At 67.7% G+C, this 25,511-nt stretch carries 19 protein-coding genes and 1 pseudogene; 4 read left to right on the top strand and 16 right to left on the bottom strand.

What is annotated here, in order from left to right:
• Positions 1-445: 445 nt before the first annotated feature.
• From EV372_RS21075 to EV372_RS21065, 3 genes are all read right to left on the bottom strand, one after another.
• Positions 446-1,627 carry an oxygenase MpaB family protein gene (locus EV372_RS21075; protein ID WP_130397411.1) on the bottom strand — a complete coding sequence of 394 codons (1,182 nt, stop codon included), beginning with the start codon at positions 1,625-1,627 and terminating at the stop codon, positions 446-448.
• Between the two features lie 171 nt (positions 1,628-1,798).
• The gene (locus EV372_RS21070) at positions 1,799-3,160 is read right to left on the bottom strand and encodes an MFS transporter (RefSeq protein WP_486484022.1); all 1,362 of its coding nucleotides are present in this window, start codon (positions 3,158-3,160) and stop codon (positions 1,799-1,801) included.
• Between the two features lie 64 nt (positions 3,161-3,224).
• The gene (locus EV372_RS21065) at positions 3,225-4,172 is read right to left on the bottom strand and encodes an SDR family oxidoreductase (protein WP_130397410.1); all 948 of its coding nucleotides are present in this window, start codon (positions 4,170-4,172) and stop codon (positions 3,225-3,227) included.
• A 728-nt stretch (positions 4,173-4,900) separates the two neighbouring features.
• Between EV372_RS21065 and EV372_RS21060 the strand changes: the two genes are divergently transcribed.
• On the top strand, positions 4,901-5,662 hold the full coding sequence (locus EV372_RS21060; RefSeq protein WP_130397409.1) for a phytanoyl-CoA dioxygenase family protein: 762 nt from the start codon (positions 4,901-4,903) through the stop codon (positions 5,660-5,662).
• A 32-nt stretch (positions 5,663-5,694) separates the two neighbouring features.
• Here EV372_RS21060 and EV372_RS21055 read toward each other — a convergent pair whose 3' ends face one another.
• From EV372_RS21055 to EV372_RS29140, 5 genes are all read right to left on the bottom strand, one after another.
• Positions 5,695-6,462: a class I SAM-dependent methyltransferase gene (locus EV372_RS21055; RefSeq protein WP_130397408.1), complete on the bottom strand. Its 768-nt coding sequence runs from the start codon at positions 6,460-6,462 to the stop codon at positions 5,695-5,697.
• Positions 6,463-6,660: 198 nt separating this feature from the next.
• Positions 6,661-7,551, bottom strand: a complete 891-nt coding sequence (locus EV372_RS21050) for a glycoside hydrolase family 19 protein (protein WP_019611558.1) — start codon at positions 7,549-7,551, stop codon at positions 6,661-6,663.
• 479 nt (positions 7,552-8,030) lie between these two features.
• Positions 8,031-8,951, bottom strand: coding sequence for an RNA polymerase sigma-70 factor (locus EV372_RS21045; protein WP_130397407.1), 921 nt, complete (start codon positions 8,949-8,951; stop codon positions 8,031-8,033).
• Positions 8,948-10,153, bottom strand: coding sequence for an NAD(P)/FAD-dependent oxidoreductase (locus tag EV372_RS21040; RefSeq protein ID WP_130397406.1), 1,206 nt, complete (start codon positions 10,151-10,153; stop codon positions 8,948-8,950). The genes EV372_RS21045 and EV372_RS21040 overlap by 4 nt, the downstream gene beginning before the upstream one ends.
• Positions 10,150-10,446: a hypothetical protein gene (locus EV372_RS29140; RefSeq protein ID WP_165435946.1), complete on the bottom strand. Its 297-nt coding sequence runs from the start codon at positions 10,444-10,446 to the stop codon at positions 10,150-10,152. Before EV372_RS29140 ends, EV372_RS21040 begins: the two co-directional genes overlap by 4 nt.
• A gap of 300 nt (positions 10,447-10,746) precedes the next feature.
• On the opposite strand from EV372_RS29140, the gene EV372_RS21030 reads away from it, so the two are divergent.
• The gene (locus EV372_RS21030) at positions 10,747-11,094 is read left to right on the top strand and encodes a VOC family protein (RefSeq protein ID WP_130397404.1); all 348 of its coding nucleotides are present in this window, start codon (positions 10,747-10,749) and stop codon (positions 11,092-11,094) included.
• A 211-nt stretch (positions 11,095-11,305) separates the two neighbouring features.
• Here EV372_RS21030 and EV372_RS29505 read toward each other — a convergent pair whose 3' ends face one another.
• Positions 11,306-12,004 (bottom strand): hypothetical protein, encoded by a 699-nt coding sequence (locus tag EV372_RS29505; RefSeq protein ID WP_253797402.1) that lies wholly within the window; start codon positions 12,002-12,004, stop codon positions 11,306-11,308.
• 356 nt (positions 12,005-12,360) lie between these two features.
• Here EV372_RS29505 and EV372_RS21015 point away from each other — a divergent pair, with 356 nt between their 5' ends.
• The gene (locus EV372_RS21015) at positions 12,361-12,591 is read left to right on the top strand and encodes a hypothetical protein (protein ID WP_130397403.1); all 231 of its coding nucleotides are present in this window, start codon (positions 12,361-12,363) and stop codon (positions 12,589-12,591) included.
• Positions 12,592-12,943: 352 nt separating this feature from the next.
• Here the strand turns inward: EV372_RS21015 and EV372_RS21010 are convergent, their stop codons facing one another.
• From EV372_RS21010 to EV372_RS20990, 5 genes and pseudogenes are all read right to left on the bottom strand, one after another.
• A complete protein-coding gene (locus tag EV372_RS21010; RefSeq protein WP_165436015.1) occupies positions 12,944-13,429 on the bottom strand; it encodes a DUF4265 domain-containing protein in 486 nt (161 codons plus the stop codon).
• 15 nt (positions 13,430-13,444) lie between these two features.
• Complete coding sequence (locus EV372_RS21005) at positions 13,445-14,155, bottom strand: polymorphic toxin-type HINT domain-containing protein (protein WP_165436014.1); 711 nt, start codon at positions 14,153-14,155, stop codon at positions 13,445-13,447.
• A 229-nt stretch (positions 14,156-14,384) separates the two neighbouring features.
• Positions 14,385-14,705: a hypothetical protein gene (locus tag EV372_RS21000; protein WP_130397400.1), complete on the bottom strand. Its 321-nt coding sequence runs from the start codon at positions 14,703-14,705 to the stop codon at positions 14,385-14,387.
• On the bottom strand, positions 14,702-15,460 hold the full coding sequence (locus EV372_RS20995; protein WP_197044288.1) for a TreTu family toxin: 759 nt from the start codon (positions 15,458-15,460) through the stop codon (positions 14,702-14,704). The genes EV372_RS21000 and EV372_RS20995 overlap by 4 nt, the downstream gene beginning before the upstream one ends.
• 57 nt (positions 15,461-15,517) lie before the next feature.
• A pseudogene (locus tag EV372_RS20990) lies at positions 15,518-16,662 on the bottom strand (IS3 family transposase).
• 169 nt (positions 16,663-16,831) lie between these two features.
• Between EV372_RS20990 and EV372_RS29135 the strand changes: the two are divergent.
• Entirely contained in the window at positions 16,832-16,975 is a 144-nt protein-coding gene (locus EV372_RS29135; protein ID WP_156095248.1) for a hypothetical protein, read from the top strand.
• 232 nt (positions 16,976-17,207) lie between these two features.
• Here EV372_RS29135 and EV372_RS20985 read toward each other — a convergent pair whose 3' ends face one another.
• Together EV372_RS20985 and EV372_RS20980 are read right to left on the bottom strand one after the other, a co-directional pair.
• Positions 17,208-18,188: a hypothetical protein gene (locus EV372_RS20985; RefSeq protein ID WP_130397398.1), complete on the bottom strand. Its 981-nt coding sequence runs from the start codon at positions 18,186-18,188 to the stop codon at positions 17,208-17,210.
• A gap of 151 nt (positions 18,189-18,339) precedes the next feature.
• A complete protein-coding gene (locus EV372_RS20980) occupies positions 18,340-25,488 on the bottom strand; it encodes an RHS repeat-associated core domain-containing protein (RefSeq protein ID WP_486484021.1) in 7,149 nt (2,382 codons plus the stop codon).
• Positions 25,489-25,511: the final 23 nt, after the last annotated feature.

The raw sequence follows: 25,511 nt of genomic DNA, 5'->3' as shown, positions 1-25,511 counted from the left end.
AGTGGGCGGACACGCTGGGACCATCCCCGCGTGCGCGGGGAGCACGGCCCGTCGCCGAACGCCCTCCCCACCACCGGGGGACCATCCCCACGTGCGCGGGGAGCACAAGGCTGACAAGTCCGACATGCGGATGGCCCTGGGACCATCCCCGCGTGCGCGGGGAGCACCAGTCAACGACCTGCGAACTTACCAGCGGCAAGCAGCCGTTTTTCCAACTCCTTGAGAAACAGACAAAGCGGACGAAGCACCCTGCCCTGCAAACACCATGGACGCAGAATACCGGCCGAGAAGTGCGCCCTCTCGATCGTCTCCCAGCAGCGGCCACCCGTCCGCACCACTTCCGTCAGCGGTATCCGCCGCAGCCAACGGTAGCGGTGCCGAGCACCAGCCCCTTGCTCCGCTGGAAAGCCTCCAACCCGCCACGCCCGTGTTCGCGGCCGCTCCCTCAGTCCTCGGAGCCGGTGGCGCCGCGCTGGTAGGCGGTCGGCTGGCCGGGCCGGGCCACCAGATCGCGGGCGGCCGCCAGGTTCTGGTCGATCGCGGCCTGCCACCGCCTCGGGTCCTGACGGCGGCGTTCGCGCGCCAGCGCGAGCCCGGACAGCACCGGGCCCAGCCACGCGTCGGCGATAGGGGCCGGAGGGATCCGCAGGTCCTGGCACACGCCGTCGCCGTGGATCCGCCGGGCGATCGCGTTCAGCGCCGGTCGGGCCAGCTCGCCGGGGACCTTGAGCATCGCGTGCAGCGCGGAGGTCGCCGAGGCCAGCGTCGCGTCCGCCAGCACGGCCGATTCCTCCGTGGCAGGTCCGGTCACGGTCTGGAACACGGCGTCCAGGCGTGCGGCGGCCCCGTTGCCCGTGATCCCCTCGACCAGGCGCGCGTCGATCCCCAGCAGGTGGGCGACGTACCACCAGTAGCGGTACAGCTCGGCCTGCTCGCGGCTGCTCAGCCCGAACCCCAGGAGCCCCTCGGCCGTGTAGGCGGTCAGGGTGAAGTCCATCCAGGTCCGCCCCAGGTCGACCTGGTTGATCGGGCAGCCGTCCGCCGAGCTGTCGTAGCCGCGGTCCAGCGCGAGCCTTCGCATGTGCGCGTGCAGCATCCGCACCTCCAGGGTCGCCACGTAGCCCGGCTGCCCGACGCGGAGGCCGCCGGGCAGCATGACCTGGGTGAGCCACGCCCCGGTCTCCTGGATGCGCCGCTGCGCGGATTCGACCAGCCGACCCGTCGTCGTCAGCACCTTGGAGATCGACGGTGACTCGTAGACCCGGATCAGGGAGCCCGCGTTGAGCGCGATGATGTGCACCGGCGGCGGCGAGGTGTAGAACGGCATGGAGCCCTGGTCGAGCAGGGAGTCGTCCACGTAGTCGGGCACGCTCTCGGTCTGCCGCAGCAGCGCCTCCAGCGCCGGAGGCGGGTCGGTGAGCGAGGCCAGTCCCTCCCGGATGCCCTTGTTCACCACGGGCCTGGCCTGTCGCATCCCCATCTGGTGCATCTCGGCGACGACCGCGTCGGCGAGCACGTCGCCGGTGGTCAGCGCCCACTGCGTCAGGTCGGCTCGGGTGTGGCCGAACTGGGCCAGGACGGTCGACCGCCCCGCCCTCCGCGTCGGCCACGGGCTCTGCTCGGTCATGGGCTCTCCTTGGCGGTCAAGGTCTCTCCTTGGCGGTCTGGTGTTGGCGGTCGGGTGTTGGCCGTCCGTCCGGGCCAGGGGGTGCGCCCACGGGTTCTGGCCCGGGCGGATGGAACGGGTCCGTGGTCCCCGGGCCCGCGACTGCCCGGTGGTGTACCGCTCTCGTGCCGCTCAGCCGTGTGCCTCGGCCCGCGGCCTGTCCGGGGAGCCGTGGGCGTCGCCGCTCCCGGCGATGTCGCTCAGCACCTCGGCGGCGGCGAGTTCGTCGCGGGCGGCGAGGCGGTCGAAGCCGTTGACGGCCGGGTAGACGTAGCGGCCCAGGGTCGCGATGAGGACCGCGCCGACGACGAGGACACCCATCAGGACGGGGATGACGGGGTCGTAGGAGCCCAGCAGGTCGTACCCCAGCCCGAGGAGCAACGGCCCCAGCGCGCTGCCCAGGAGGAACGCGGCCTGGACCAGGCCCAGGATGCGGCCGAAGTAGCGCGTGCCCAGGTAGCGGGTGATGAGCAGGGCGAGCAGGTCGCCCTCGATGCCGAAGGCGACGCCGATGAAGGCGACCGCGACGACCGCGACACCGAACGGCGGCTCCAGGAAGAACATGCCGATGATGGGGGCGATCATCACGATCGGACCGATGACGCCCGCGTGCACGCGGTCGAGGATGAGGCCGCCGGCCACCCGGCCCACCAGCGAGGCGAGGCCGAAGACGACCAGCAGGGTGGCGGCCTGGTCGGCGCTCAGCCCCCGGTCGGTCATCATCGGCACGAGGTGGACCTGGAGGCCGTAGACGACGACCCCGACCAGGCCCAGTCCGAGCGCGATGCCCCAGAACTGCCGGGTGCGGACCGCCTCGCCGACCGTCAGGCCGGGGAGTTCGAGGCTGACCTCACGGCCCTCCACTCGGGCCTCCTGGACGAGCCGTCCGCGCACGTGCCGTTCGGCACGGGCGCGCACGAACAGGGTGACCATCGTGACCGACACCAGGACCGAGATCAGCGCCATGAGGCCGTAGGCCGTCCGCCATCCGACGCCTTCGATGAGCGCTCCGGCCAGCAGCGGGGCCAGGGCCGAGCCCAGCCCGATGATGCCCGTCACCACTCCGACGGCGAGGGCGCGGTTGTTGTCGAACCAGCTCACCACCGCCCTGGTGGCGGGCACGGCCGTCCCGGCCCCGAAGAAGCCCACGAAGAAGCACGGGACGAGGTAGACCCACTCGACCGGCGGCACCAGACCGATCAGCGCCATGGAGGCCGCGAACAGCACGAACCCCGGCACGAGGATGTACCGCGCGGCGAAGCGGTCCACGAGCTGGGCGACGACGACCAGACCGATCGCCATCCCGACCGCCGCGACCGAGAAGGCCCCGGTGACGGTCGTGCGGCTGAAGCCGGTGTCCTCGACGATCGGCAGTACGAACAGGCCGATGGTGGCCAGGTACATCTGGGGGCCGACGGCGTTGGCGGTGCCGCTGCCGACGAGCACCCACCAGGGGCTCCTGGGTCTGGGCGTGCGGGGGGCGACTGTACTCATGCGGTCTCCGTGGGTCGTGGGGAGGTCGTGCGGGCGGCGGTCAGACGGCGGTCGGACAGGGCGGTCAGACGGCGGCGGGGAAGGAGACCCTGGTCAGTTCCTCGGAGACCTGCCAGACGCGCGCGGCCTCCCGCGCGCTGCGCAGCGGCGGGTACAGCCGCTGCTCGGACGGCGGGCCGCCCAGCCTCCCGAGGCCGCTGGGGCTGTAGAGCGCGCCCGGCTTGGCGGCCGGATCGGTCGCGGCCATGAGCGCGGGCAGCTTCGACGTCTCAAGGGTGCCCAGCAGGATTCCGCGGGCCGACAGGGCCCGGATCCGGCGGATGTGGGGGGTGTCCTCACCGCGGCCGATCTCGGGGCGGGCGGCCAGGAGGCTGGTCGGGGCCACCCCGGGGTGGGAGAGATTGCTGGTGATGCCCCACCCGTGCGCCGTGCTGCGGCGGTCCAGTTCGAGGCCGAACAGCCCGAACGCGATCTTGGATTGGCTGTAGGCGCGCATGCCGTCGTAGGAACGCTCCCAGTTCAGGTCCTCCCAGTTGATGGAGCCGCGGCGCGCGGAGACGCTGATCTGCGAGGTCACCCGTGCCCGGCCGGCGCGCAGCAGCGGGAGTATGTGGCCCACCAGGGCGAAGTGGCCGAGGTGGTTGGTGCCGAACTGGAGCTCGTGACCGTCGGTGGTGGTCTGCTGGTTCGGAGGCCTCATCACGCCCGCGTTGTTGATGAGGATGTGGATCGGCAGGCCCTCCCCGCGCAGGGCGTCGCCGAGGGCGGCGACCGAGGCGAGGGAGGACAGGTCGAGGCTGCGCAGCGAGACGTCCGCGCGGGGCACCGTCCGCCGGATCCCGGCGATCGCGTCCTCGCCCTTGCGCGTGTTGCGGACGGGCATGATCACCTCGGCACCCGCGGCGGCCAGCCGCCTGGCCATGGCCAGGCCCATCCCGTCGCTGGCGCCGGTGACGACGGCGCGCTTGCCGGTCAGGTCGGGCACGGTGATGTCGATGGTTCGACGTGGCATGGTCGTTCTCCCTCGTGTCGTTGCTGGGGGTTCGCCGCCGGGTCCCCGTCGCCGGGTCGGTCCGGCGGCCCCGGTCCGCGCGGGTGGTCCCGGTGCGGGTGCTCCCGGAGCGGACGGCCGCGCCACCGGCGAAGGCGCCGGTGGCGTTCGCCCGCGACCGCTCCGGGGCGGTGGGCGAGGGCACGTCGGGGCGGTGGGCGAGCACGCGTCCGCTCGCCTTCCCGGGTCCCGCTCGGGCCCTGGTACCGATCCTGGGCGGACGGCGCGGACCTATCCAGGACCTGCCGATCACAGGCTCGCCGGACCGCCTCTGCGCCGCGCACGGGGGAACGGCGGACCGTGGCTGCCGCCGTCCGGGGCGGTGGACAGGCCCTGCGAACCAGGCGGCACCCGAGGAGAGGACCGTCGTGACAGAGCGCACCGGGCTGGCGGAGGTCCTGCGCGACCGGCGCCAGACCCTGCGACCGGAGGAGGTCGGCCCGCCGCGCGGGCAGTACCGCAGGACCAGCGGGCTACGGCGCGAGGAGGTCGCCGCACCCGTTCCCCGCGCATGCCACGGGGCCGCCGCCACCCCGAACGGCAGGCAGGTCGGCCGAGGGGAAGGACGGACTCCGTGCGTCGCGAGCGGCCGTGGTCCGGCGTTCCCGACCGAAGACGAACCGCAACTGTCGGGTCGCTCCCCCGGAGTGCTCCCTAACGTGGCCGGTGAACGAGAGGGGAACCGGTTCATGCTGACCGATCACGACATCAGGGCCTTCGTCGAGGACGGGTTCGTCGCCCTGCGCGGGGCGTTTCCGCGCGAACTCGCCGACCGGGGCCGGGAGCGGCTGTGGGCCGACCTCGGCTGCGAGCCCGACGACCCCGCCACCTGGACCCGGCCGGTCGTCCGCCTCGGCGGCTACCACGACCCGCCGTTCCGGGAGGCCGCCACCGCCCCCGCGCTGCACGAGGCGTTCGACCGGTTGGTGGGCGAGGGCCGCTGGCAGCGCTTGGGAGGGCTCGGCACCTTCCCCGTGCGCTTCCCGAGCGACGAGGACCCCGGCGACGCCGGGTGGCACCTCGACGCCTCGTTCGCCGGTGCCCGGGGGGAGGCCCGCGTCAACCTCCGCTCGCGCGGGCGGGCCCTGCTGATGCTCTTCCTGTTCTCCGACGTCGGCCCCGACGACGCCCCCACCCGCATCCGGGTGGGCTCGCACCGCGACGTGCCGCCGCTGCTGGCCGACGCCGGTGACGGGGGCCGCGAGTTCATGGACCTGTGCGGCGCCGCCGTCCCGGCCAGCGAGGGCCGCCCCGAGGCACTGGCCACGGGCGCGGCCGGGGACGTCTTCCTGTGCCATCCGTTCCTCGTGCACGCCGCCCAGCCGCACCGGGGCGCCTCACCGCGCTTCATGGCCCAGCCGCCGCTGCTGCCCGTGGGGGAACTCGACCTGGACGCGGAGCGGCCCACGCCGGTCGAACGCCCGGTCATCGAGGCGCTGCGCGCGGGCTGACCCGCGCCGGGGCCGCGCGGTGATGGCGGCCGTCACGCACCGGCGGGCGACGGCGGCGCCTCCAGGACGAAGAAGAGGAAGCCGATCCTGGTCGACAGGGCGTGGAACTCGTCGGGGAACAGCTCCCGGGCGGCCGGATCGGGCTTCGGCTCACTGATGGCGCACAGGCGGAACCCGGCGGCGGTGAAGGCGTCGGTCATCGCGTGCAGCGGCCTGCGCCAGAACCTCAGCGGAACGGTCCGCCCGCCGAACGTGAACTCGCTGGTGTAGCTGGTGGTCGCGAAGTAGTCGGGCCGGGGGTCCTGGATCGCGTAGTCCGTGAACGGGTGCTGCACCGACGCGATCAGCCGACCGCCGGGTCTGAGCACGCGCCGGAACTCGGCCAGCGTCGGGCCCCAGTCCTCCAGGTAGTGCAGCACCAGCGACGCGACCACATCGTCGAACGCGCCGTCCTCGAACGGGAGGGGATCGCTCAGGTCGGCCACGCGCAGGTCCGCGTCGTCCCCGAGCCTTCGCCTGGCCAGCGCCAGCATTCCGGCGCTGGCGTCGACACCGGTGACATCGGCGCCGCGGTCGCGCAGGGCGGCGGACAGGGGGCCCGCGCCGCAGCCCGCGTCCAGGATGCGGCGGCCGGTCACGTCCCCGGCCAGGGCCAGCATCGCGGGCCGTTCGTAGTAGGCGTTCTGGATGTTGTTCTCGTTGTCGGCCGCGTAGGCCTCGGCGAAGCCGTCGTAGTCGTTCGTCCGGGCCGGATCCGCGGCCGGGGCGGGGGTGTGGGGTACATCGGTGACTCGGTCCATCGCTGGAGCCTAGTGTGCGCGTGGCCCGCCGGGCAGGCCCGGTCACGATTCGAGTGGGACGGAAGAGGCCGCCGCGTCAGGAATCGCGGTACGTGAGCCCCGCGCTCTTCGAGCACCGGGCGGAGGCGCTCCCGGCCGCGGTGGCCGGGCGCGCCCCCTCCCGGATGCGTCCCACGGGCGCTCGGCGGCGTCCGGGGATCAGCAGCTCAGGTTCGACCCTGTGGTGGTGCCGAGGATCTGGGTGAACTGCGTGAACTTGTTGATGCGGCTCTGGACCTGCGCCGGGTTGCCCCCGTTGCACTCGATCGAGCCGTTGATCGCACGGATCGTCTCACCGAAGCCGTGGCCGTTGACGATGGCGTTGTGGGGCGTGATCGTGCCGGGTCCGCTCTGGGTGTTCCAGTACCAGAGGCCGGTCCGCCAGGCGACCGAGGCGTTCTGCTCGACCAGGTAGGGGTTGTTCAGCAGGTCGATGCCGAGGGCGTCGCCAGCGGCCTTGTAGTTGTAGTTCCAGCTGAGCTGAATCGGGCCTCGCCCGTAGTAGGCGGCCTGACCGGCGGGGCAGCCGAAGGGCTGGTTCCAGTCGCAGTAGTGCGGGTAGTTGGCCTCGTTGGTCTCCCTGATGTGCACCAGCCCGCCGGTCTCGTGGCTGACGTTGGCCAGGAAGGCGGCCGCCTCGCGCTTCCTCACCTCGGTGCTTCCGGTGTTGGCGAAGGCCGGGTAGGAGCTGAGGGCGGCGGTGAGGCCGCTGTAGGTGTAGAAGGGGTTCCGGTTCGGGAACATCTGGTTGAACTGGGCCTCGGTGACGACGAACCCGCTGGGGCCGGGCTCCTCGCCGCCGCCGTCGGTGCCGCAGGGGCCCTGGTCGGTCCAGACCTCGGAGGTGCCGGGACGCTCGTTCTGCGTCCACCACCTGGCGGTGTAGTTGCGGCCGTCGTAGGAGACCTGCCCGCCGCCGGTGTAGACGGCGGAGGAGTTCCAGGCCGGCGCGCAGGTGGCTGCGGCCTGCGCGACGGTCACGGGGAGGACGACGAGCACAGCCGCGAGCGCGCCGAGCGCGGCCAGCTTGCTCAGGAGACGACGGATCACGTGTTCACGCTCCTAGGGTGCGGCGCGACGTCCGACCGCGCGCCGCTGGGGGTGCCGTCACCAAAGCAAGGGTGGTCTAGACCTGTCAAGACCAGTAACACGGATCGTGAGGACAAGGTGACGGAAAACCCCGGATCGGCGAACCGGCGTCGGGGCTCGCCTCCGGGCCGCCGGAAGTCCGTCCTCACACGACCAACGCGCGGCAAGCGCCGTGGATACCGCATACCTCACGGGCTTCGAAGAGCGCTGGCGTGGGACACCGGCGCATCGACACCACCCGTCGCCACTCCCTGCCCTCTACAGCCGACGTGGACGCGGCCGTCACCCACCCGCCCACCGACGAGTGATCCACCCCGACCGGTCGCATCGCGTGGGAGAACCTCGCCTCTCATGCGATCCGGCCTACCGCACGACGTCGGCCCTCCAGTCCGTGACCAGGGGCGGAGCCCTCGTCCCTCAAGCCCCGCCCCGAACAGGGTTCACCGCGTCCCGACATCGTGAGTGACGCCGTCGGCGACGGCCTGGAGCTTGTCCGGATTGGCCACGTTGTGGATGGCGGTGATGCGGCCGTCGGCGTCGAAATCGAAGGTGACCGTGGCGACCACGCGGCCCGAGCCGCTGAACACCACGCCCGGCCCGCCGTTGACCTCGACGAGTTCGGCCCTCATGTCGGCAGGCTCGACGCCCTGGTAGGCGACGGTGCCGATAGCCGCGAACCAGGAGGCCACCGTGGACGCGCCCACGACCGGACGCATGGCCTGGCGGACCTTGCCGCCACCGTCGGTCCACAGGGTGACGTCCGGGGACAGCAACTCCATCAGGGCGCTGATGTCACCGCCGGTCGCGGCGGCGAAGAACCGCTCGGTGACCTCGCGCCGCCTTGAACGGTCCGCGGTGAAGCGCGGCCGACGGGCCCGCACGTGCTCACGGGCGCGGTGCGCGGCCTGCCGCACCGCGGCTTCGGACCGCTCCACCGCCTCCGCGATCTCGGCATGGCTGAAGCCGAAGACCTCCTTCAACACGAACACCGCGCGCTCGAGCGGGCTCAGCGTCTCCAGCACCACCAGCATCGCCATCGACACCGACTCGGCGTCCGTGACGGCCTCGGCGGCGTCCCCGCTGGTGAGGATGGGCTCCGGAAGCCACGGTCCCACATAGGTCTCACGCTTGCGCCGCGTGGAGCGCAGCTGTTCCAGCGCCAGATTCGACACGATTCGCGTCAGGTACGCCTTGGGGTCGGCCACCTGCGAGCGGTCGGCGGCCGTCCATTTGATCCAGGTGTCCTGGACCGCGTCCTCGGCATCGGCCGCGGTGCCGAGGACGCGGTAGGCCACCGAGAACAGCAGGTTGCGATGCCGGTGGAACACCTGCTGGTCGAGGTCCGGGGACGGGTGGGTCACCGCGCCTCCCGGATCCGGGTGAAACGGCCGCCGCGGGGCCAGAACGCGCCCGAGGCGGGCATCTTCTTCATACGGCCCCACGTGGGCCAGGGCGAAGCAGTCACCATCTCCTTATAGCGGACCGCCGTGCGGCCGGTCAGACACACCCGTCGAGGGCTGTCGTCGGGGCGGGTGAACTGCACGACCGCGTCGCGCCGGCCCAGGCTCACCGGCGTGTGGTAGTAGCCGAAGCGGAACGGCTTGGGCTGCTTGCCCTCCAGCGTGCGGACGATCGACACCGCGGCGTGGACACCGGTCGGCATGCCGCCCTGGCAGGTGCCGTGCATCACGCCGTAGCCCTGGAGGATCGCGGCCGCGTCGCCGGTGGCGTACACCTCCGGATGCGACACCGACCGCAGCGCGGCGTCAGTGACGATGCGGTCGTGCTCGTCGACGGTCAGCCCGGCGGAGGCCGCCAGCGGCGACACCCGCGTACCGCTCGTCCACAAGACCGCATCGGCGGCGATGCTCTCCCCGCCCGCCAGCTCGACCGCACCGGGCAGCACCTTCGCCACATCGACCCCGCTGCGCACCCGGACGCCCAGGCGCTGAAGCGCGGAGCGCAGATACGCCTTGGCCTTGGGGTTCATGGCCGCACCGGGTTCGCGTCGGCCCAGCAGCACGACGTTCAGCTCCGGGTGCTGCTCGGCGATCTCCGCGGCCGACTCGACCCCGGTGAGCCCGCTGCCGGCGACCACCACCGTGCCGCTGCCGAGCCGCACCAGCCGGTCGGCCAGCGCCTCGGCGTCCTGCGCGCTGTTCAGGGTGTACGCGTGCTCCTCGACACCCGGCACCGCCGTCGTGTCGGCCACGCCGCCCAACCCGTACACGAGCGTGTCGTAGTGCAGGACGCGGTCGTCGTCGATCCGCACGCTCCTCGTGTCCGTGTTCACCGCCGTCACCCAGCCGCGCACGAACCGCGCACCCGTCCCCTCCAGCAGCTCCGGGATGCTCAGCTCGGCGAGCTGCTGCCCGGTCGCCGTCATGTGCAGCCGCAGCCGCTCGGTGAACCGCTCCTGTGCGTTCACCAGGGTCACCTGCACGTCCTCGTGCCGCTTGAACCGGGCCGCGAGCTGAATCGCCGCGGACATGCCCGCGTAACCCGCCCCCAGGATCAGGACACGGTGTGCGGCCGCCATGCCTGCCTCGTATCGTGCGCTCATCGTTTCGCCTTCCTCCACTTGCTGCCGACGACCACCAGATGGAAGCTGCCCGCCCGTCCGTGACATGCGGTGGATGTGATGCGCGACACGGTCGACTTGGCGGCGCCCGTGACCCGCGCGACCAGCGAGTCCCACTCGGCTGCAACGTGCTCCAGGACCGCGCCCGGGACCTGCACGGTCTTCGGCTCCGTCCCGCTTTCCGGAGCTGGCCGGGCCGAGGCCGCCCGCGCCTTGAAGGCGCGGCAGAAGGTCAAGGACTTCCAGCCCTCCCGCGCGCAGCTCGCGGCCGTCATGCGCCCCATCGGGGGCGGGCACCGCATCGACACGGTCCTCGGGGTCGCCGGGGCCGGGAAGAGCACCCTGTTGCGGCGGCTGTTCGGTCCGCGCGGGGACGAGGGGCGGACCGTGCTCACCGCGGAAGAACCACCACCCCGTGACACCGGCCGGTCGGCTTCGCCTCCGCATGCGCGGAGTCCGGAGGGGGACGAACGCCCCCGCCCCGGCCGTCGCGGAAAAGCGCTTGCGGAGGTGGTTGCGCCGTAGTACCTGTGGGAGCGTTCCGAAGGCAGGTTCGTTCCCACCTGGAGTCGTCGATGGCCGTTCGCCGCGTGGTGCCCAACATCCGGTCGGAGGCCGTGCGGGAGAGCCGGGAGTTCTACGGCCTGCTGGGCTTCGAGGAGGTCATGAACCACGGTTGGATCATGACCCTCGCCTCCCCTTCCGCTCCGGCCGCGCAGGTCAGCTTCGTGACCGATGACAAGACCGGCCCGGTCGTCCCCGACATGAGTGTCGAGGTGGACGACGTGGACGCGGCCTACTCGGCCGTGCGGGACAGCAGCGCGGAGATCGTCCACCCTCTACAGGACGAGGAGTGGGGCGTGCGACGGTTCTTCGTCCGCGACCCCAACGGCCGGGTGGTCAACGTACTGGGCCACCACTGACAGCACCCCACACGCCCGTCCAGGACGGGGGCCTCTTGTCCCGGCTCTCTCCATGGCCTCACTCGACCGTTCGGCCTTCTCTTCCGTCGAGGAGCGGGGAACCGGCACGGCGTCGGTGTACGACTCCGCCACCAGTTCCACACATCCTGTGGACGATTCCCCGGACACAACGAACGACCCCTTCGCTTCCGGCCCGGACGCCCGCGGTCACCTACGCACTGCGGAAGAACCACCACCCGCCCAGCTCGAACGCGTCATGTCCAGTACCCCGTGACACCGGCCGGTCGGCTTCGCCTCCGCGCGTGCGGAGTCCGGAGGGGGTCGGATGGCGGTCAGCAGGTGGTTGGTGGTGAACCGTCGTACTGCCTCGGCGTACGACTCCGCCACCAGTTCCACGCATCCCGTGGATAATTCCCCAGACACGACGAACGACCCCGGAACGCGCCAGGGCCGACCTGAGACCGGGCCAGCTCATGCCCTGCCTGGAACCTCCCAACGGGACCACCTCGGCCAGCCCACCTTGCATCGCGCGTTCGGGGATGGACACCACGCGGTATCCGGCCCGCCCGAACCACTTGCCGCACGAGAAGTGCTCCCCCTCCCACCGCGGCCGCGTCCCGAGCGCCTCGGCCAGGCGCACGACCTGGTCCTGCTGGTGGCCGTCGCACCCCTCGGGGAAGTAGGTGATCTCCACCCGGGTCATCTCCCCCACCGGCAGCTGCGGATGGATTTCCAGGTAGGCCACCATCGCCCGCAGGTCGGCCAACAGCGCCTGACGCTCCCGCTGGCCCGCCACCGGCACCACGGGCTCCTTCGCCCGACGGCACCGGCCCTGGCCCTTGTCCGTCTTCGTCGAGCACCAGCGCTCCCCGCCCCGGCACCAGCCGTTGTCCTCGTCCCACGCCCACATGGGTACGCCCCTTCCTCGGATGAAGTCCCCTTCACCCTCCAAAGAAGCCACCCCCACCCACCGGGTTGGACACCCGAGCGGTGAGAACCTCTCGCCCCCAGCCCTCCCCCACCCCGGTGAATGAGCAGCAAGACGCTATAAGTCGGGGCGTCAGAACGAACACCCTGAACCCACTCTGACCTGTCCTGTCAGCACCATCCACCCTGTTCGCACGCTTAAACGAACACCCTGACGAACAGGCTCAACCTCCAAACCGGGGCAGAGAACGGCGTCACCACCAGGCCACTGCTGCGCTCGGTGGACCGCCACGGCCACCTCGCTGGCACCCCACCGCAGCCAGGCTCGACAGTGAGCGCATGTCCGGGGCTGGGATCAACCTCATCGTCAAAACCCTCGCCGAGGCCGTTGATCTGGACGGGGGCACCGCGCACTCCCTGCACGTCGGCCCGGTTACCGCCGCCGCCCGCGTGCCCCACGGCTGGATCGCCTGCCGAAGCCGCTGGGCCGAGCGTTCCACCGCCATCGACTCCTGCATCCGCCACACCGCTACCTGGAGCGACAACCTCATCCGCCACCTGGGGCTATAGGGCCCGTTCGGGGAGCGGTCGACCCTGTACCTGTCCACGGCCCTTTTGGAGAGGGAGGAGATGCGGCTGAGCCTGGGCCGGCGCGCACGCCCCAGGAACGACTGTCCCGAGTCGTCTCGTCCTATGCCGCATCGCTGACCGACGAGGATGAGGGCATGGTCCTAAGCGCAGTCCTTCACAGGCGGCTTTCCGGGAGGCGGAACCACCCCGACGCACCCGGCGCCTCCCTCCCGGAACGTGCTCCAGCTCCAGCTCCAGCGGGAAGTAGCAGTTCCCGTACCCCGCCGCGACAGCGCAGGACACCGATCCTCTCGATCTTTCACACTCCCAGCCCGTGGCATTCGAAACGCTACTAAATTCCACACTCAGCCCCCCACTCCCAATAAACGCCGCCAGTAGAATCGACCATCTTCAGGATATTTTGAGACAAGGAGACAGAAGGAATATCGACAGCAACGAATCTATCCCCATTCCACTCATGAGCAAGAGACTCACCTATCAATGAATTGCTGATTTTCTCGGCAATTGAATCAGCGATCCCTTTTTCCATGGAAGGATCGATGAGAATGCGCATCACCCCCCTCCCTGAACGTCCACCCACAGGAGCCGCATGACCGTCAACCGAAGACTCCAAAGAGAGAACATCGAAGAGAGCTACTCCGTTGATGCCAAAGGGAATAGAGGCCACCCTAGCCGAGCCATCACCGATATCTTCACACCAAACTTCTTCCACCTGACCAGGAAGACCAAACCGACCCAGATCCACGAGAATAGTTTTCTCGTTCTCCAAAGGGAATCCCGGCCTTACATGAACAAGTGGCGCCTCATATTTTTCCACATCTCTCCTAAATATTCATCTCTTGATATGCGGAGGCCACCAGGCCGGAGGCCAGCTCCCAGTGAAACTTGAAGGGGGGTTCAACGGAGCCCCATGATTACGTTTAGAACTATTACAATGGGCACATGCTGGCGTGGTGTTCGCATCAGTCAAATCTCCCTTGTTGATCCTTGGATGAACGTGATCCACAGCCTCCGCATCATTCGCCCGACAGCAGGAGCACAAGGGAGTCGGCTTGTTCGCATCAGCATTAACACCGATATTGCAATCCCTCAACATGGAAGGTGGGATCTTCTTACCTGCACCAGCTCCTCCTGCAGATCCACTGGGAATATCATAGACCGTCTGCCCGTTAATACTGCAGCTCGGGCTGTTTATGTTATGGTTCAGGATGTCCAGAGACCCGGCGGTCACGTGGAACGTGTGGACGCCCTGGACAGTCAGGTTATGGACCGTCGCGGCCTGCATCCAGGTCTGGACTGCGGAAACCTGGACCCAGGTGCCCGAGAAGGTCTGCAACCACATCCCCGGAGCCAGGTCGATCGCGTCAACCCACTGCTCCAGGCCGGGCACCCAGAACGGGTGCTCGTCAGTCGCGATGACCATGTCTCCGGCAGTGACCGGACCGGGAATCCCTACCTGTTCCGCCCGCTCTTCTTCAACTTCAGAACCGGTGCCCTCGTCGACTGCTTCGTGTTCGGTAATTGGGTCAACCGTGATCTCCACCAGGTGCTTGCTGCCCGACCCGATGCGGAACCCGACCCTCTTGAGTGACGGGAGGCGATCCCGGCACACACCAGTCTCCATCACACCCGGCCCGAAACACCCTGCACAGCCCGCGTCCGCTGACGTTGCCGTCAACTACTGCCGTCACAACCACGCAGAAGCCCCGCCGATACCGGCGGGGCTTCGCGCATGACACCACATGACCGTCTGTGATCGAGACCAAACTGATTCAGCTTTGGCTACAGCTCCCAGAGACCCAATCAACTAGCTTTTTGAACTCTGCCCCCAACTGGTCGGCATGCACGTCGAACAAGTACTTCTCATGGGGAAAAGGATCGATCTCATAGTTGATAGTCGACATCTGAACCTCACCTGAATTCCAGACTGTAAGAAAAAATCCCCTCCCCCCTTTCTCTACATAGATCCCAAAGGACTTCTTCTCCGTATGCTCTGCGGAATCGAACACCTCAAGCGCAAACCCTGCCCCCCTGAGTCGAGAGCCCGACTCATGAATCATTTCCCTGAGCAGGCCAGGCAGGACTTCACTCACTTTCTTCCTGCAATCCTAAGGTTCTCAGATGAAGGCATTTCCAGCGGCGGAAGGCCACGCTTGGCATTGAGTTTCGCGTAAATCGGATGCTGTGGTCCGGGTATCTGAGCCCACCCAGGTTCACCAGCAGGCTTCAGGCAGGAACACGGAACATCGAACTCCGCATAGATCGACCCTGGCGCAGCCTGCTTCCGATAAGCATCAGAGTTATCAGAATGCGCTACGTACGTTGAAGTGCGACCACTTCCTGCTTGCACCTTTCCCGTATCGCTCATCGCTTGATACTCGCCTTCCGACATCCATCGACCCACGGTGGTGTTGCAGTTGTGGTTGAGGACATCCAAGACCCCAGCAGTGACGTGGAATGTGTGGACGCCCTGGACGGTCAGGTTATGGACCGTCGCGGCCTGCGTCCAGGCCTGAACCGCGGAGACCTGCACCCACGTGCCCGCCGAGGTTTGCAACCACATCCCCGGAGCCAGGTCGACCGCGTCGACCCACTGCCCCAGGTCGGGCACCCAGAACGGGTGCCCGTCGGTCGCGATGACCGCATCCCCCGCCGTTACCGGACCAGGAACACCCGACTGCTCGGCCTGCTCGCCTTCAGTCTCGGAACCGGTGCCCTCACCGACCGCCTCGCGCTCGGTGGCCGGGTCCACCGTGATCTCCACCAGGTGCTTGCTGCCCGACCCGATGATCGTGGCCAGCGCCCTCCGCGCGGTCCGCTCACCAGGCTCCGGATCGGTGGCCAGCACCTCCTCGCCGACATCGATGGCATGTACCGGCTTCGGTGGAACCGTGTTTTCGGATTCTCAGGCCACGGTGCTCGGTCGTCTCTTCTCGAACTCTACGGGTGTCAGCCAGCCGATCGCCGAATGCCGCCGTTGCCGGTTGTGGAAGATCTCCAGGTACTCGAAGATCGCGTTGGCCAACTCCACACGGGTCCTCCACCTGCGCCGATCCAGCAGCTCGACCTGCATCCGCGACCAGAACGACTCGATGACGGTATGGTCGTAGCAGTCCCCGATCGATCCCATCGAGGGCACCAGCCCGGACTCCTTGGCCCGACGCGTGAAGGCCCACGACCCGAACTGCACGCCGTGATCGGAGTGGATCACCGTCCCCGGGCGTGGTTCGCGGCTGTCGATGGCCATCCCCAGCGCGTTCGTGGTCAACGCCGCCGTAGGCGAGGAATCGATCGCCCACCCGACCACACGCCGCGAGCACACGTCCAGCACGACCGCGCAGTAGACCTTGCCCTCCCGGGTGGGATGCTCGGTGATGTCGGTGACCCAGAGTTGGTCCAGGTCCTGGCGGGTGAACTGGCGGTCCACCAGGTCGGCCGAAACCAGGTCCGGACGCGCACGCCGCCACTTGGAACGGCCCGCGACTCCTTTGAGGCCGACCCGAGACATCAGCATCGCCACGGCGTGCCATAGACGCATCCCACATCCGAGGGTCAGTTCGGCGTGCACCCGCCGCACCCCGTAGACGCCGTTGGACCCGGCATGGATCTGGCGAATGGTGTCGGTGAGCAGCACATGCCGGATGGAGCGGGCCGAAGGGCCGCGGTCGCGCCAGGCGTAGAACCCCGGCTCCGAGACCCCCAACACCCGGACGGCGACCTGGACCGTATGGCCCTCAGCGGCCATCACCGCGATCGCCTCGAACCGTCTTTTGGGGGCACCACCTTCCCCAACAGCTCGCTGGCCCGGCGGTGGACGGCCAGTTCGGCCTCCAACTCGGCGATGCGCTTGTTGGCTACGGCCAGTTCGGTCTTCTCGGTGCTGGTCAGGCCCGGGGCCAGACCTCGGTCGATACGGTCCTGGCGCCGCCAGGCGTAGATCGTCTCGGTACTGATGTCCAGGTCGCGCGCCACATCCGCGACGCTGCGCCCCGCTTCGACCAGGTCCAAGACCTTGCGGCGGAACTCGGCCGGGTATCCACGACGTCCCACGATGCCCTCCTTCAAGGGTCACGTGGTCCCAGGATCCAGAAATCCGACTCCGAAAAACGCAGGACACACCAGAGCCTCCATCACATCCGGCACGAAACACTGGCTGAGCGTGGAACAGCTGCCCGGTTACGCTCCCGATCTGAACCCGGTCGAGGGGGTGTAGTCGGCGATGCGCAGTGGCCCGTCCAACCTGGTCCCCGGCGGCGTCGACCAGCTCGCTGCCCTGATCCGTGCCCGGCTCAGACCCATGCAGTACCGGCCCGGGCTGCTCCAGGGGTGTTTGGCCGGAACCGGACTGTCCCTGGAACCGTAACCCCGCAAATTCAACCTCAGTGATGACTGATTGGTCCCGGCCGATCAGGCGGGCGATAGCGGGTACACCTTCCCCGCGCGTGGGTGAGCGTGGTCTCCTCGCGTTCAGCGATGGTGAGCATCCGTCGTTCTGGCATGAGCAACCTCTGTGACCTGTGGTGTTGCTACGACGGCATGACACCACCGGAGCTTATTGGGGTTCCTCGTTCCAACTTCACCCAGCATTCCAGCTTCTAATCAAGGCGCATTACATACAAATTATCCTTGTCGCCAAAATTCATAAAAATTTTACTTTCAAAAGAAATGACATCCTTCGGGGTCCCAGAAATATCGAATCCATACGCATCCAGGGATCGAATTTCCTTGAAGTCAACAGAACCTCCATTAATTTCATAAATGAAAACCTCGCGATCCCGATAGCCCCTCGTTTCGGACAATTCATATTTACCGAGGAATGCAATATTCCCTTCCTTTACTGCAACGCCCAGCGGGGCGAGAACTGGAGTCTCAATGATATGCATTCCACCATTTTCATCAATCGAAACTAGCGAGTTTCCCTGATCAATCACAGCAATAACCCGACCTTCGCAGATACTAATAACGTGGCAATGGAGAAACCTGTCAGAATAGACATCGCTATCCTTCATCCTCCAGGACACCGCCCCGGACTCGTTCCAGCAAACAACTCCCGGAAAATCATACCCACCGCTTGCAAATTCAGATTCAGATAAAAAACTTCCCTTCTCTGGAATTGGCAAAGACCCACCATCGGCATACCCAGCCCAGACCCTCGAAAGCGAGTCAACAAGAATTTTTGAACACGGGCCACTTATTTTTATCTGACTATCCACACACCCCGAATCATCAACAATGAGGACCGGGGCAACTTCTCCTCCCGAGGTGGACACAGAACCGCCTCTTAACAAAAAGAACTTATTCTGGGAACGAGAAATGAAATTAATGTCGCCAAGATTTCCTTCAAGCCTTATAAGTTCTCCCATGAAGTAGATAAAGTATGCACCACCGCCAACCAGCAAGCGGACGATTTCGCCATTGGGAGCTACGCCGTACGCTTGCGTACGAAGGCCACTGGCGCCGCGCCATCCTACTTCAGTAAAAGATACTCTCATTTTTTCCAGAATTCGGACACAGATATATTTTTCTGAACTGTCAATACAATCCGATAGCTCACCGAACTCGGCAACCCTTCCCATGCCCCAACGGAGGGCATTGATACGGCACTACGGGAGGCTCTCACCACCTCGCAGCGATGTACGACACGTGACCGGAGCCTACACAGCCGCATCTGGCCACCGAGTGCGCGTTGCGAAACCAATACCCAGAAGATTGAAAAGTTCCTTTATCTCACCAAGGCTTCTTTGGCGTCGCAGTCACAATCCCCTCACCAGGGTTCACAACAATTTGGACCATGTTGGTTTCAGTCGTCCCGTCCCAACCTACAGGGCTTGGCTCATTGTAATACACTCTATGCATATGCCCGCGACCATTTGGGTTCGGAAGCTCAGGTGTCCCGTTTGCTCCATTCACAAGTCGAGAATCCATCGCAAAATCCTCGCCGTCCCACAAAAAATCTTCGCTGAACTCACCTGCATGCGAATCCCTGTCGCGAGCACCAGGCCCGTGCGCCCCTTCAATGTGAGCAGACCTTTCTGGGGTGATATATGCATCACCATTGCAGTTGTGGTTGAGGACGTCCAGGTCCCCGGCAGCAACGTGGAACGTGTGGACGCCCTGGACGGTCAGGTTATGGACCGTCGCGGCCTGCGTCCAGGCCTGGACCGAGGAGACCTGCACCCAGGTGCCCGAAGAGGTCTGCAACCACATCCCCGGAGCCAGGTCGACCGCGTCCACCCACTGCTCCAGGCCGGGCACCCAGAACGGGTGCTCGTCGGTCGCGATGACCACGTCCCCCGCCGTTACCGGCCCGGGGATACCCGACTGCTCGACCTGATTACCCTCATCTTCGGCACCGGTGCCCTCACCGGCTGCCTCGCGCTCGGTGGTCGGATCCACCGTGATCTCCACCAGGTGCTTGCTGCCCGACCCGATGATCGTGGCCAGCACCGTCCGCGCGGTCCGCTCACCGGTCTCCGGATCGGTGGCCAGCACCTTCTCACCGACATCGACCTCCTCAATCGGTTTGGTCGTCCCGTCGGCCATCACCACCCGTGTGCCGGGCAAGAAACTGTTACCGATAGGGCAGGAAAGGCTGTCGACCTTACGGTTGGCCCTGATCAGGCCGTTGACCCCGTCGATCAGTTCACCGCCAAGCTCGGCTATCCTGCGCCCCAACTCCGCGGCCTTGCCCCATCTCAGCCCGTACTTGATGGCGATTTTGCCTGCCAGGCCACCCACGAACATCGTGGCGATGTTCAGCGCCGTCTCGCCGCACGCCCCCAGATCGCCCGTGGTGAAGCACTCCAGGCCAGCGGTGATCCCCAACTCGTCCGCGACCAGCTTCGCCAGTCCCGCCGCCGCGGCGATCAGCTTCTGCTTGGCTTCCTCCTTCTCCCGCTGGGCGTCCAGATAGGCCTGCGACGGCCCCTGCTGACCCTGGTAGGTCGTTCCACCACCGGAACCACCACGAGAGTTGGACTTGCCCTGCGGGTTCCAGGTCCTGCCTGACGTGTAGGTGACCCCGCCGCCAGACTTCTTGTTGATGTACCGCTTACGGTCGTAGTCGTACAGACGAGTGCCGCCGCCGGGTTTGCTGACCACCAGGTAGCCACCAGGACCGCAGGAGTCGATGCAATTCAGCATCAGCCCGTCGGGGTCGGTGAAGGTCACCGGGTTGTTGTTGGCGTAGGTGTAGCCGTGCATCTGCTGGTGGTCGGTCACGTCCATCAGCGGGTCCACCGAGACGAACCGCCCCAGACCCGAGTCGTAGGCGCGTGCCCCCAACTGGGTCAGGCCGGTGGAGGCGTCGATCGTGCCGTCCACGAACCCGCGGTCGGAGGGCCATGCGCCCACGCTGCCGCGGTCGGTGCCGAACACCGTCGTGTGCCGGTGGGTTGACTCGCCGGTGCGGGCGTTGATCGCGACCTGTCCGGTGCCGTGGTGGTCGGAGTGGATCCACGACAGGGTGCCGTCGTTGTTGCGCACCGCGACGGTCTCGCCCGCGAAGGAGTAGAAGCGGGTGGCCTCCTTGAGCAGGCTCTGCCGGTCCAGGCGCAGTTCCATCCCCGGCAGGTAGAGGGTGGAGGCGTCCGGGGCGTGGCGGATCAGGCGCTGGCCGTCGGCGTCGTAGACGTAGGAGGTGTGGGAGCCGTCCTCCTCGGTGACGCGGGCCAGGTTGCCCTCGGCGTCCCACTCCAGGTCCTGGTCTCGGGAGGCGGTGGTGCGGCCGGTCATGTTCCCGGCCTCGTCGTAGGCGTACTCCTCCAGCCGGTCGCCGCCCGGGCCGGTCTGCTCGACCTGGGTCAGGGCCTGGGGGCGCAGGCCGGTCGCGTCGCCGTGGGTGTAGGTGCGGGTGATGTCACCGGCAGGACCGTGCTGGACCTCGGTGGCGCGGTTCCCCAGGGTGTCGTAGGTGTAGGCGTGCCAGTAAGGCGCTGCTCCGCCCAGGGCGTCGGCCGAGGGTTCGGCCGCACATGCCTGCTCGCCGGTGGCGTCGGGGGTCCACACGTCGGTCATGCGGCGCATGTGGTCGTAGGTGAAGCACTGCACATCCGCTTGCAGGTGCTCGGCTGTGGGCTCGTCGCGCAGGTTGAGGACGTTGCCCGCGTCGTCGTAGGTGTAGTACTGGTGCACCAGAGAGCCGGTGACGCCGAGCTCGGGAACCAGCGTGGTCTCCGACATACGACCGGTCGCCTGGTCGACCTTGCGGGTCAGATAGGTGGCGTGGGTATCGGAGGTACCGATGTCCATGGTGCGCTGGCGCAGCTCACCGGTGTTGCTGTAGACGGTCGCGGCGACGTAGTCGGTGAACCCGGACATGTGGGTGGGCATGCCGAGGTCGTTGTAGGAGTGGGTGACCGACTCCAGGCCCAGTCCTCCGGCGGCTGGCAGGGTCTGGGACTGCACGGTGCCGTCGGGGTTGTAGGCGGTGGTGAACCGGTACCGTCCCGCGAGCCCCGGTTCGCTGGAGGGGACGAGGACCTCGGTGGACAGGGGGCGGTAGAACTGGTCGTAGTTCACCACCCGGGAGGTGTAGGCGCTGCCGTCCACGTACCGCGTGGAGGAGGTCAGGTGTCCCTCGGCCAGGGTGTCGTAGACCCACTTCGCCCGCAGTGGCCCGTCCGGTGCGTCGTCGTGCAGGCCGATTTGGCGGCCGATGGCGTCGTAGGAGTGGGCGAGTGTCTGGCCGCGGGCGTCGGTGGTGGTCACCAGCTGGTCGAGTTGGTTGTAGGTCATCGTGGTGGTGCCCGCGATGGGGTCCTCGGTCTGGACCAGGCGACCGCGCAGATCGTAGGTGTAGGTCCAGGTGTTGCCCTCGGGGTCGGTGACCGTGGCCAGTTCGTCGTTCTTGGCGTAGGTGTAGGCGATGGCGTCGTAGTCGCCCTCGGGGGTGGGGCTGTGGTGGGTGCGTACCTCGGTCAGACGCCCCTGGGCGTCGGTGATGGAGGTGGTGGCCACGCCTCCGTCGGGCGGTGTGACCAGAGTGCGGTCGGCGTGGTGTTCGGTGCTGGTGCGCCAGCGCTCCTCACCGAAGCCCACGTGCAGGATGTCGGTGACGCGTCCGGCTCCGTCGTGGAGGGTTTCGGTCTGGCGGGGGATGTCGCCGTCGTCGGCGACGACGAACAGGGTGTCGCTGGGCTCCTCGAGGTTGTAGTAGGCCTCGCGTTCCTTGACCACCTGGCCGCGGGTGTCGTGGAAGGTGTCGGTGATCAGGCGGCCCCCGTCCTTGTCCGGGCTCGGGGTCTGGGTCTGGCGCAGGCGCAGGAAGGCGTCGAAGATCTCGTAGCCGGTGGTGTACTCGGTCGAGGTGCGCAGGGTGTGCGTGACGACGGAGGTGGGCTCGTCCTGGCGGATGTGGTACTCGAACTTCGCGGTGGGGATGTCGGCGTCGGGGTCGCGGTCGGGCAGCCACACACTCGTGAGGCGGCCGAGTGGGTCGTAGGCCAGGTGCATGGTGCGGCCGTTGGCGTCGGTCTCGGCCACGGGCATCCCGCGCGCCGGGTCCACGACCGTGGTGGTGGTGTGCCCCACCGGGTTGGTCTCGGTGACCGACTCCGGTAGCCCCACGGCGGTCTGGGTGTAGTCGGTGGTGGTCACCCCGCCGTTGGCGTTGGTCTCGGAGACGGTGTTGCCGAAGGAGTCGAACTCGGCTTCCTGGACCATCTGGTAGTCGGGTTGGCCGCCGGAGTAGGAGTCGAGCTTCTCCGTGCGGGTGGGCAGGCCGCGGGTCGGTGCGTCACCGTGGCCTCCGCCGTCGTAGAGGACGAGTTCGTCGGTGACGACGTCCGCGGGGCGCTGCGGGGTCTGGCCGCAGTCCACGTCCAGCTTTTCGGTGCGTGAGACGAGGTTGAGGATCCAGGCGTCGGTGTTGCTGACGTAAGTGGTGTGGACGCATGTCTCGTCACCAGCGATATCCACGTCACCGTGGTCGCGTGTGCGGGTGATGACGCCGTCGTCGTTGAGGGTGTGGTCCACCCGCGCGTGGCGCCAGGTGCCGTCGGCCAGGCGGGCGAAGCTGTCCACCCGTTCGGTGCGGATCATGTGCGCGGTCTGGCTGCCCCAGTCGTGGGTGACCTCGGCGGTCTCGCGCAGCCAGGGGGTGGTGATCTCCCGGGAGATCTCCTGGCCGCCCTCGCCGTCGCGGACGATGGTCTCCAGGAGGGTGCCGTTGAGTTCCTTGTGGTCGGTGTGCTCGACGCCGTGTGAGTCGGTGACGGAGACGTCCCTGGTGCCGCTCGGCTGTTTGTCGCCGTCCATGCCCTGGAAGTACAGGTACTCGGTCTCGGTCCGTTCCTCGGTGGCGTGGCCGGTGCGCACGATGACCCGGTCGTAGCCGCGCCAGTCCGCCCAGGTGCGGTACTTGTCCTTGACCATGCCGTCGGCCTCGGTGTAGCGCCAGGCCGGGGTTCCCACGTAGTCGTAGCTGGTGGTCAGTGTGGGTTGGTCGGTGACATCGTCAACCTCGTTGACCTCGGTGACGACGTACTTGTGGAACCAGTCGGTGATCTCCACACCGCCTTCGGGGGTCCACTTGACCGGATAGCAGCGCTTGGTGTTGCTGTGCGGTTGGGGAGTCTGTCCGTGTTCGCACTCGGGTGCGGAGTAGTTGATGTCGAGCTGTCCGCCGGTCTCGGTGCGGATCTCGGTGATGCGCCAGCGCAGCATCGGCGCGATGTCGTCGGTGGGTGAGTCCACCCGGTTGGGCATCTGGGTGCCGCCGAAGGTGACCTTGGGCAGGGTCTCGGTACCGCCCACGTGGCCGGTGTGCTCGATGGAGTCCAGCCACAGGGTCGGGCCGGTGCCGTCGCCCGCCTCGGGGAAGGAGTGCTCCAGGGTCCAGGAGTCGACCTTGGTGTACTCGTCGCCGTTGTGGATCTGGGTGGTGACGGCGTCGAGTTTCCTGGTGGACCAGAAGGTGGGTGAGTGCTTGCCCGCGCAGGAGGAGCCGGACTTGCAGTCCTGGTCCAGGGGGACGTCGGGCCAGTGCTCGGCGTTGTCGGCGGTGCGCTCGTCGGCGGCGCAGTCGAAGGAGTCGGTGACCAGGCAGCGTTCGGAGGTGGAGAAGGCCACGCGCGCCGGGGCGGTGGCGTACACGTCGTCGCTGCGCAGCCCGTACTCGATGCGCTCGATGTTGGCCGCGCGTACGTAGGGGGTGGCGGTGTTGGTGAGGTTGCGGCCGTAGTGGTTGGTCTCGGCGTCGTAGTAGAACGTCATGACGTTGCCGTGCACGTCCACGACGTAGTCGAGGTTCCACTTGTAGGCCTGCTGGCACCAGGATTCGGCGAAGGTGGAGTCGTAGCAGGGCTGTCCGGACTCGGCCGCGTAGACGGGCATGGTCTGCGCGGAGTCGGTCTCGGGGTCGCCGCTGGACCAGCCGGGCAGGCGGTTGCGGCCGAAGAAGTACTGGGTGCCGTCGGGGGTGGTGACCTTCCAGTACTCGCCCTCGTGCGCCCCGTTGGTGGCGCCGGTGAGCCTTTCGACCTTGGTCCCGTCGTCGTTGGAGAGCCGGTAGGTGCCATCGGAGTGCTTGATGAGCGCACCGGAGTGCCCGCTCATGGACAGGGTGACGTTGTCGGTGTTCCAGCACAGGTCACCGGTCTTGTGCCCGGAGTCGGCGCAGGCGGCATAGCGGCGCTCGATCGATCCCGGGGCGTAGGCGAACCCGTCGCCGATCCAGGAGGTCTGGTTGTTGGAGGTGGCCACGCGCCCGTCCACCCCGCCGGAGGAGTAGCTCAGCCCCATGGCGGGGACCAGCGCGCTGGGCGCGGGCGGGACGGACAGGTCGTAGGACCAGGAGAAGTCGCCCGCCTGGGTGTTGACGTTCCATGTGGCGGAGGGCGAGAGCTTCGTGGCCCGGTAGTCGCCGTTGCCGCCCGAAGGTGCGGCGGTGACCGCGAACAGCGATCCCTGGGCGGGCGCCGCCCCCACGACGGCGGACAGGCTCTGGTCCGACACGCTGTTGTCGAGGAGCTGGGGCGCGTCGAAGGAGACCGTGTCCTCCGCGGAGCAGGAGTCGTCCAGGACGCAGGGGTCGAGCTCGACGACGTGCAGTCGGGAGGCGTAGTCGCCGCCGAACGCCGCGGCGAACTCGGAGTAGTCCACCTCCAGCCGGACCGGCGCGAGAGTGGGCGAGTCGTCGGTGCGGGTGATGTTGACGAGCAGGCCGTGCACACCGGCCGCTTCGGTGTCAGCCTGGTCCAGGACCTCCACCTGGACCGACTCGACGGGTTCGGGGGCGGAGAAGGCGTCCACCTCGGGCTCGTCGGAGACGACGGGCTCTCGGCGCGTTTCGTTGCGTTCGGGGGACGGGCTGCTGTCCGGGGAGGGTTGAGCGGTTTCCGGCGCCTCTTCCTCGGCTTCCCCAGCGGTGTCCGGATCGGGTTCCCGTGCCGGGGGTTCCTCGCTCGGCGTTTCCTGCGCCGAAGGCGTCTCCTCCGGTGCGGGGGGCTCCTCCTCTGACGCGTCGTCCTCGGGAACCCGCGGTGCCCACTCCTGCCAGTGTCCGGGAACCTCCCAGTCGGCGAGGTCCTCCTCCGCCACGGCCGTGACCGTGACCGGAGACTGCTCCTGTGCTCCGAACGTCCGCGCCTGTTCCCCGCCCAGATCCACATCGGCGGCCGAGGCCTCGGGCCAGTCGACCTCCTGAGGCGCGGTCACAGCGGCCTCGGCGACGGCGTCGCTTCCAGCGAGGGGTTCCGCAACCAGGTCCTGCCCCTCGACGGAGGGCAGGTCCTCCACCTCCGGGCGCGGATTGTAGGCCGTGGCGGATGCGGGAAGGGCGTTGAGCAGGCCGGCCACGAGGACGAGGCCGACCGAGTAGGTGATGCCGCGGCGGATCGGGCCGGGACGGGTGGGGGTGTCACTGCGCGGGGTCACAGCAGTCCTCCTGTCCCCCGCTC

This window comes from Nocardiopsis sp. CNZ308 (genome assembly GCF_004217075.1).
Note: the sequence above shows the minus strand (reverse complement) of the source record. Positions and strands in the feature narration are given on the sequence as shown.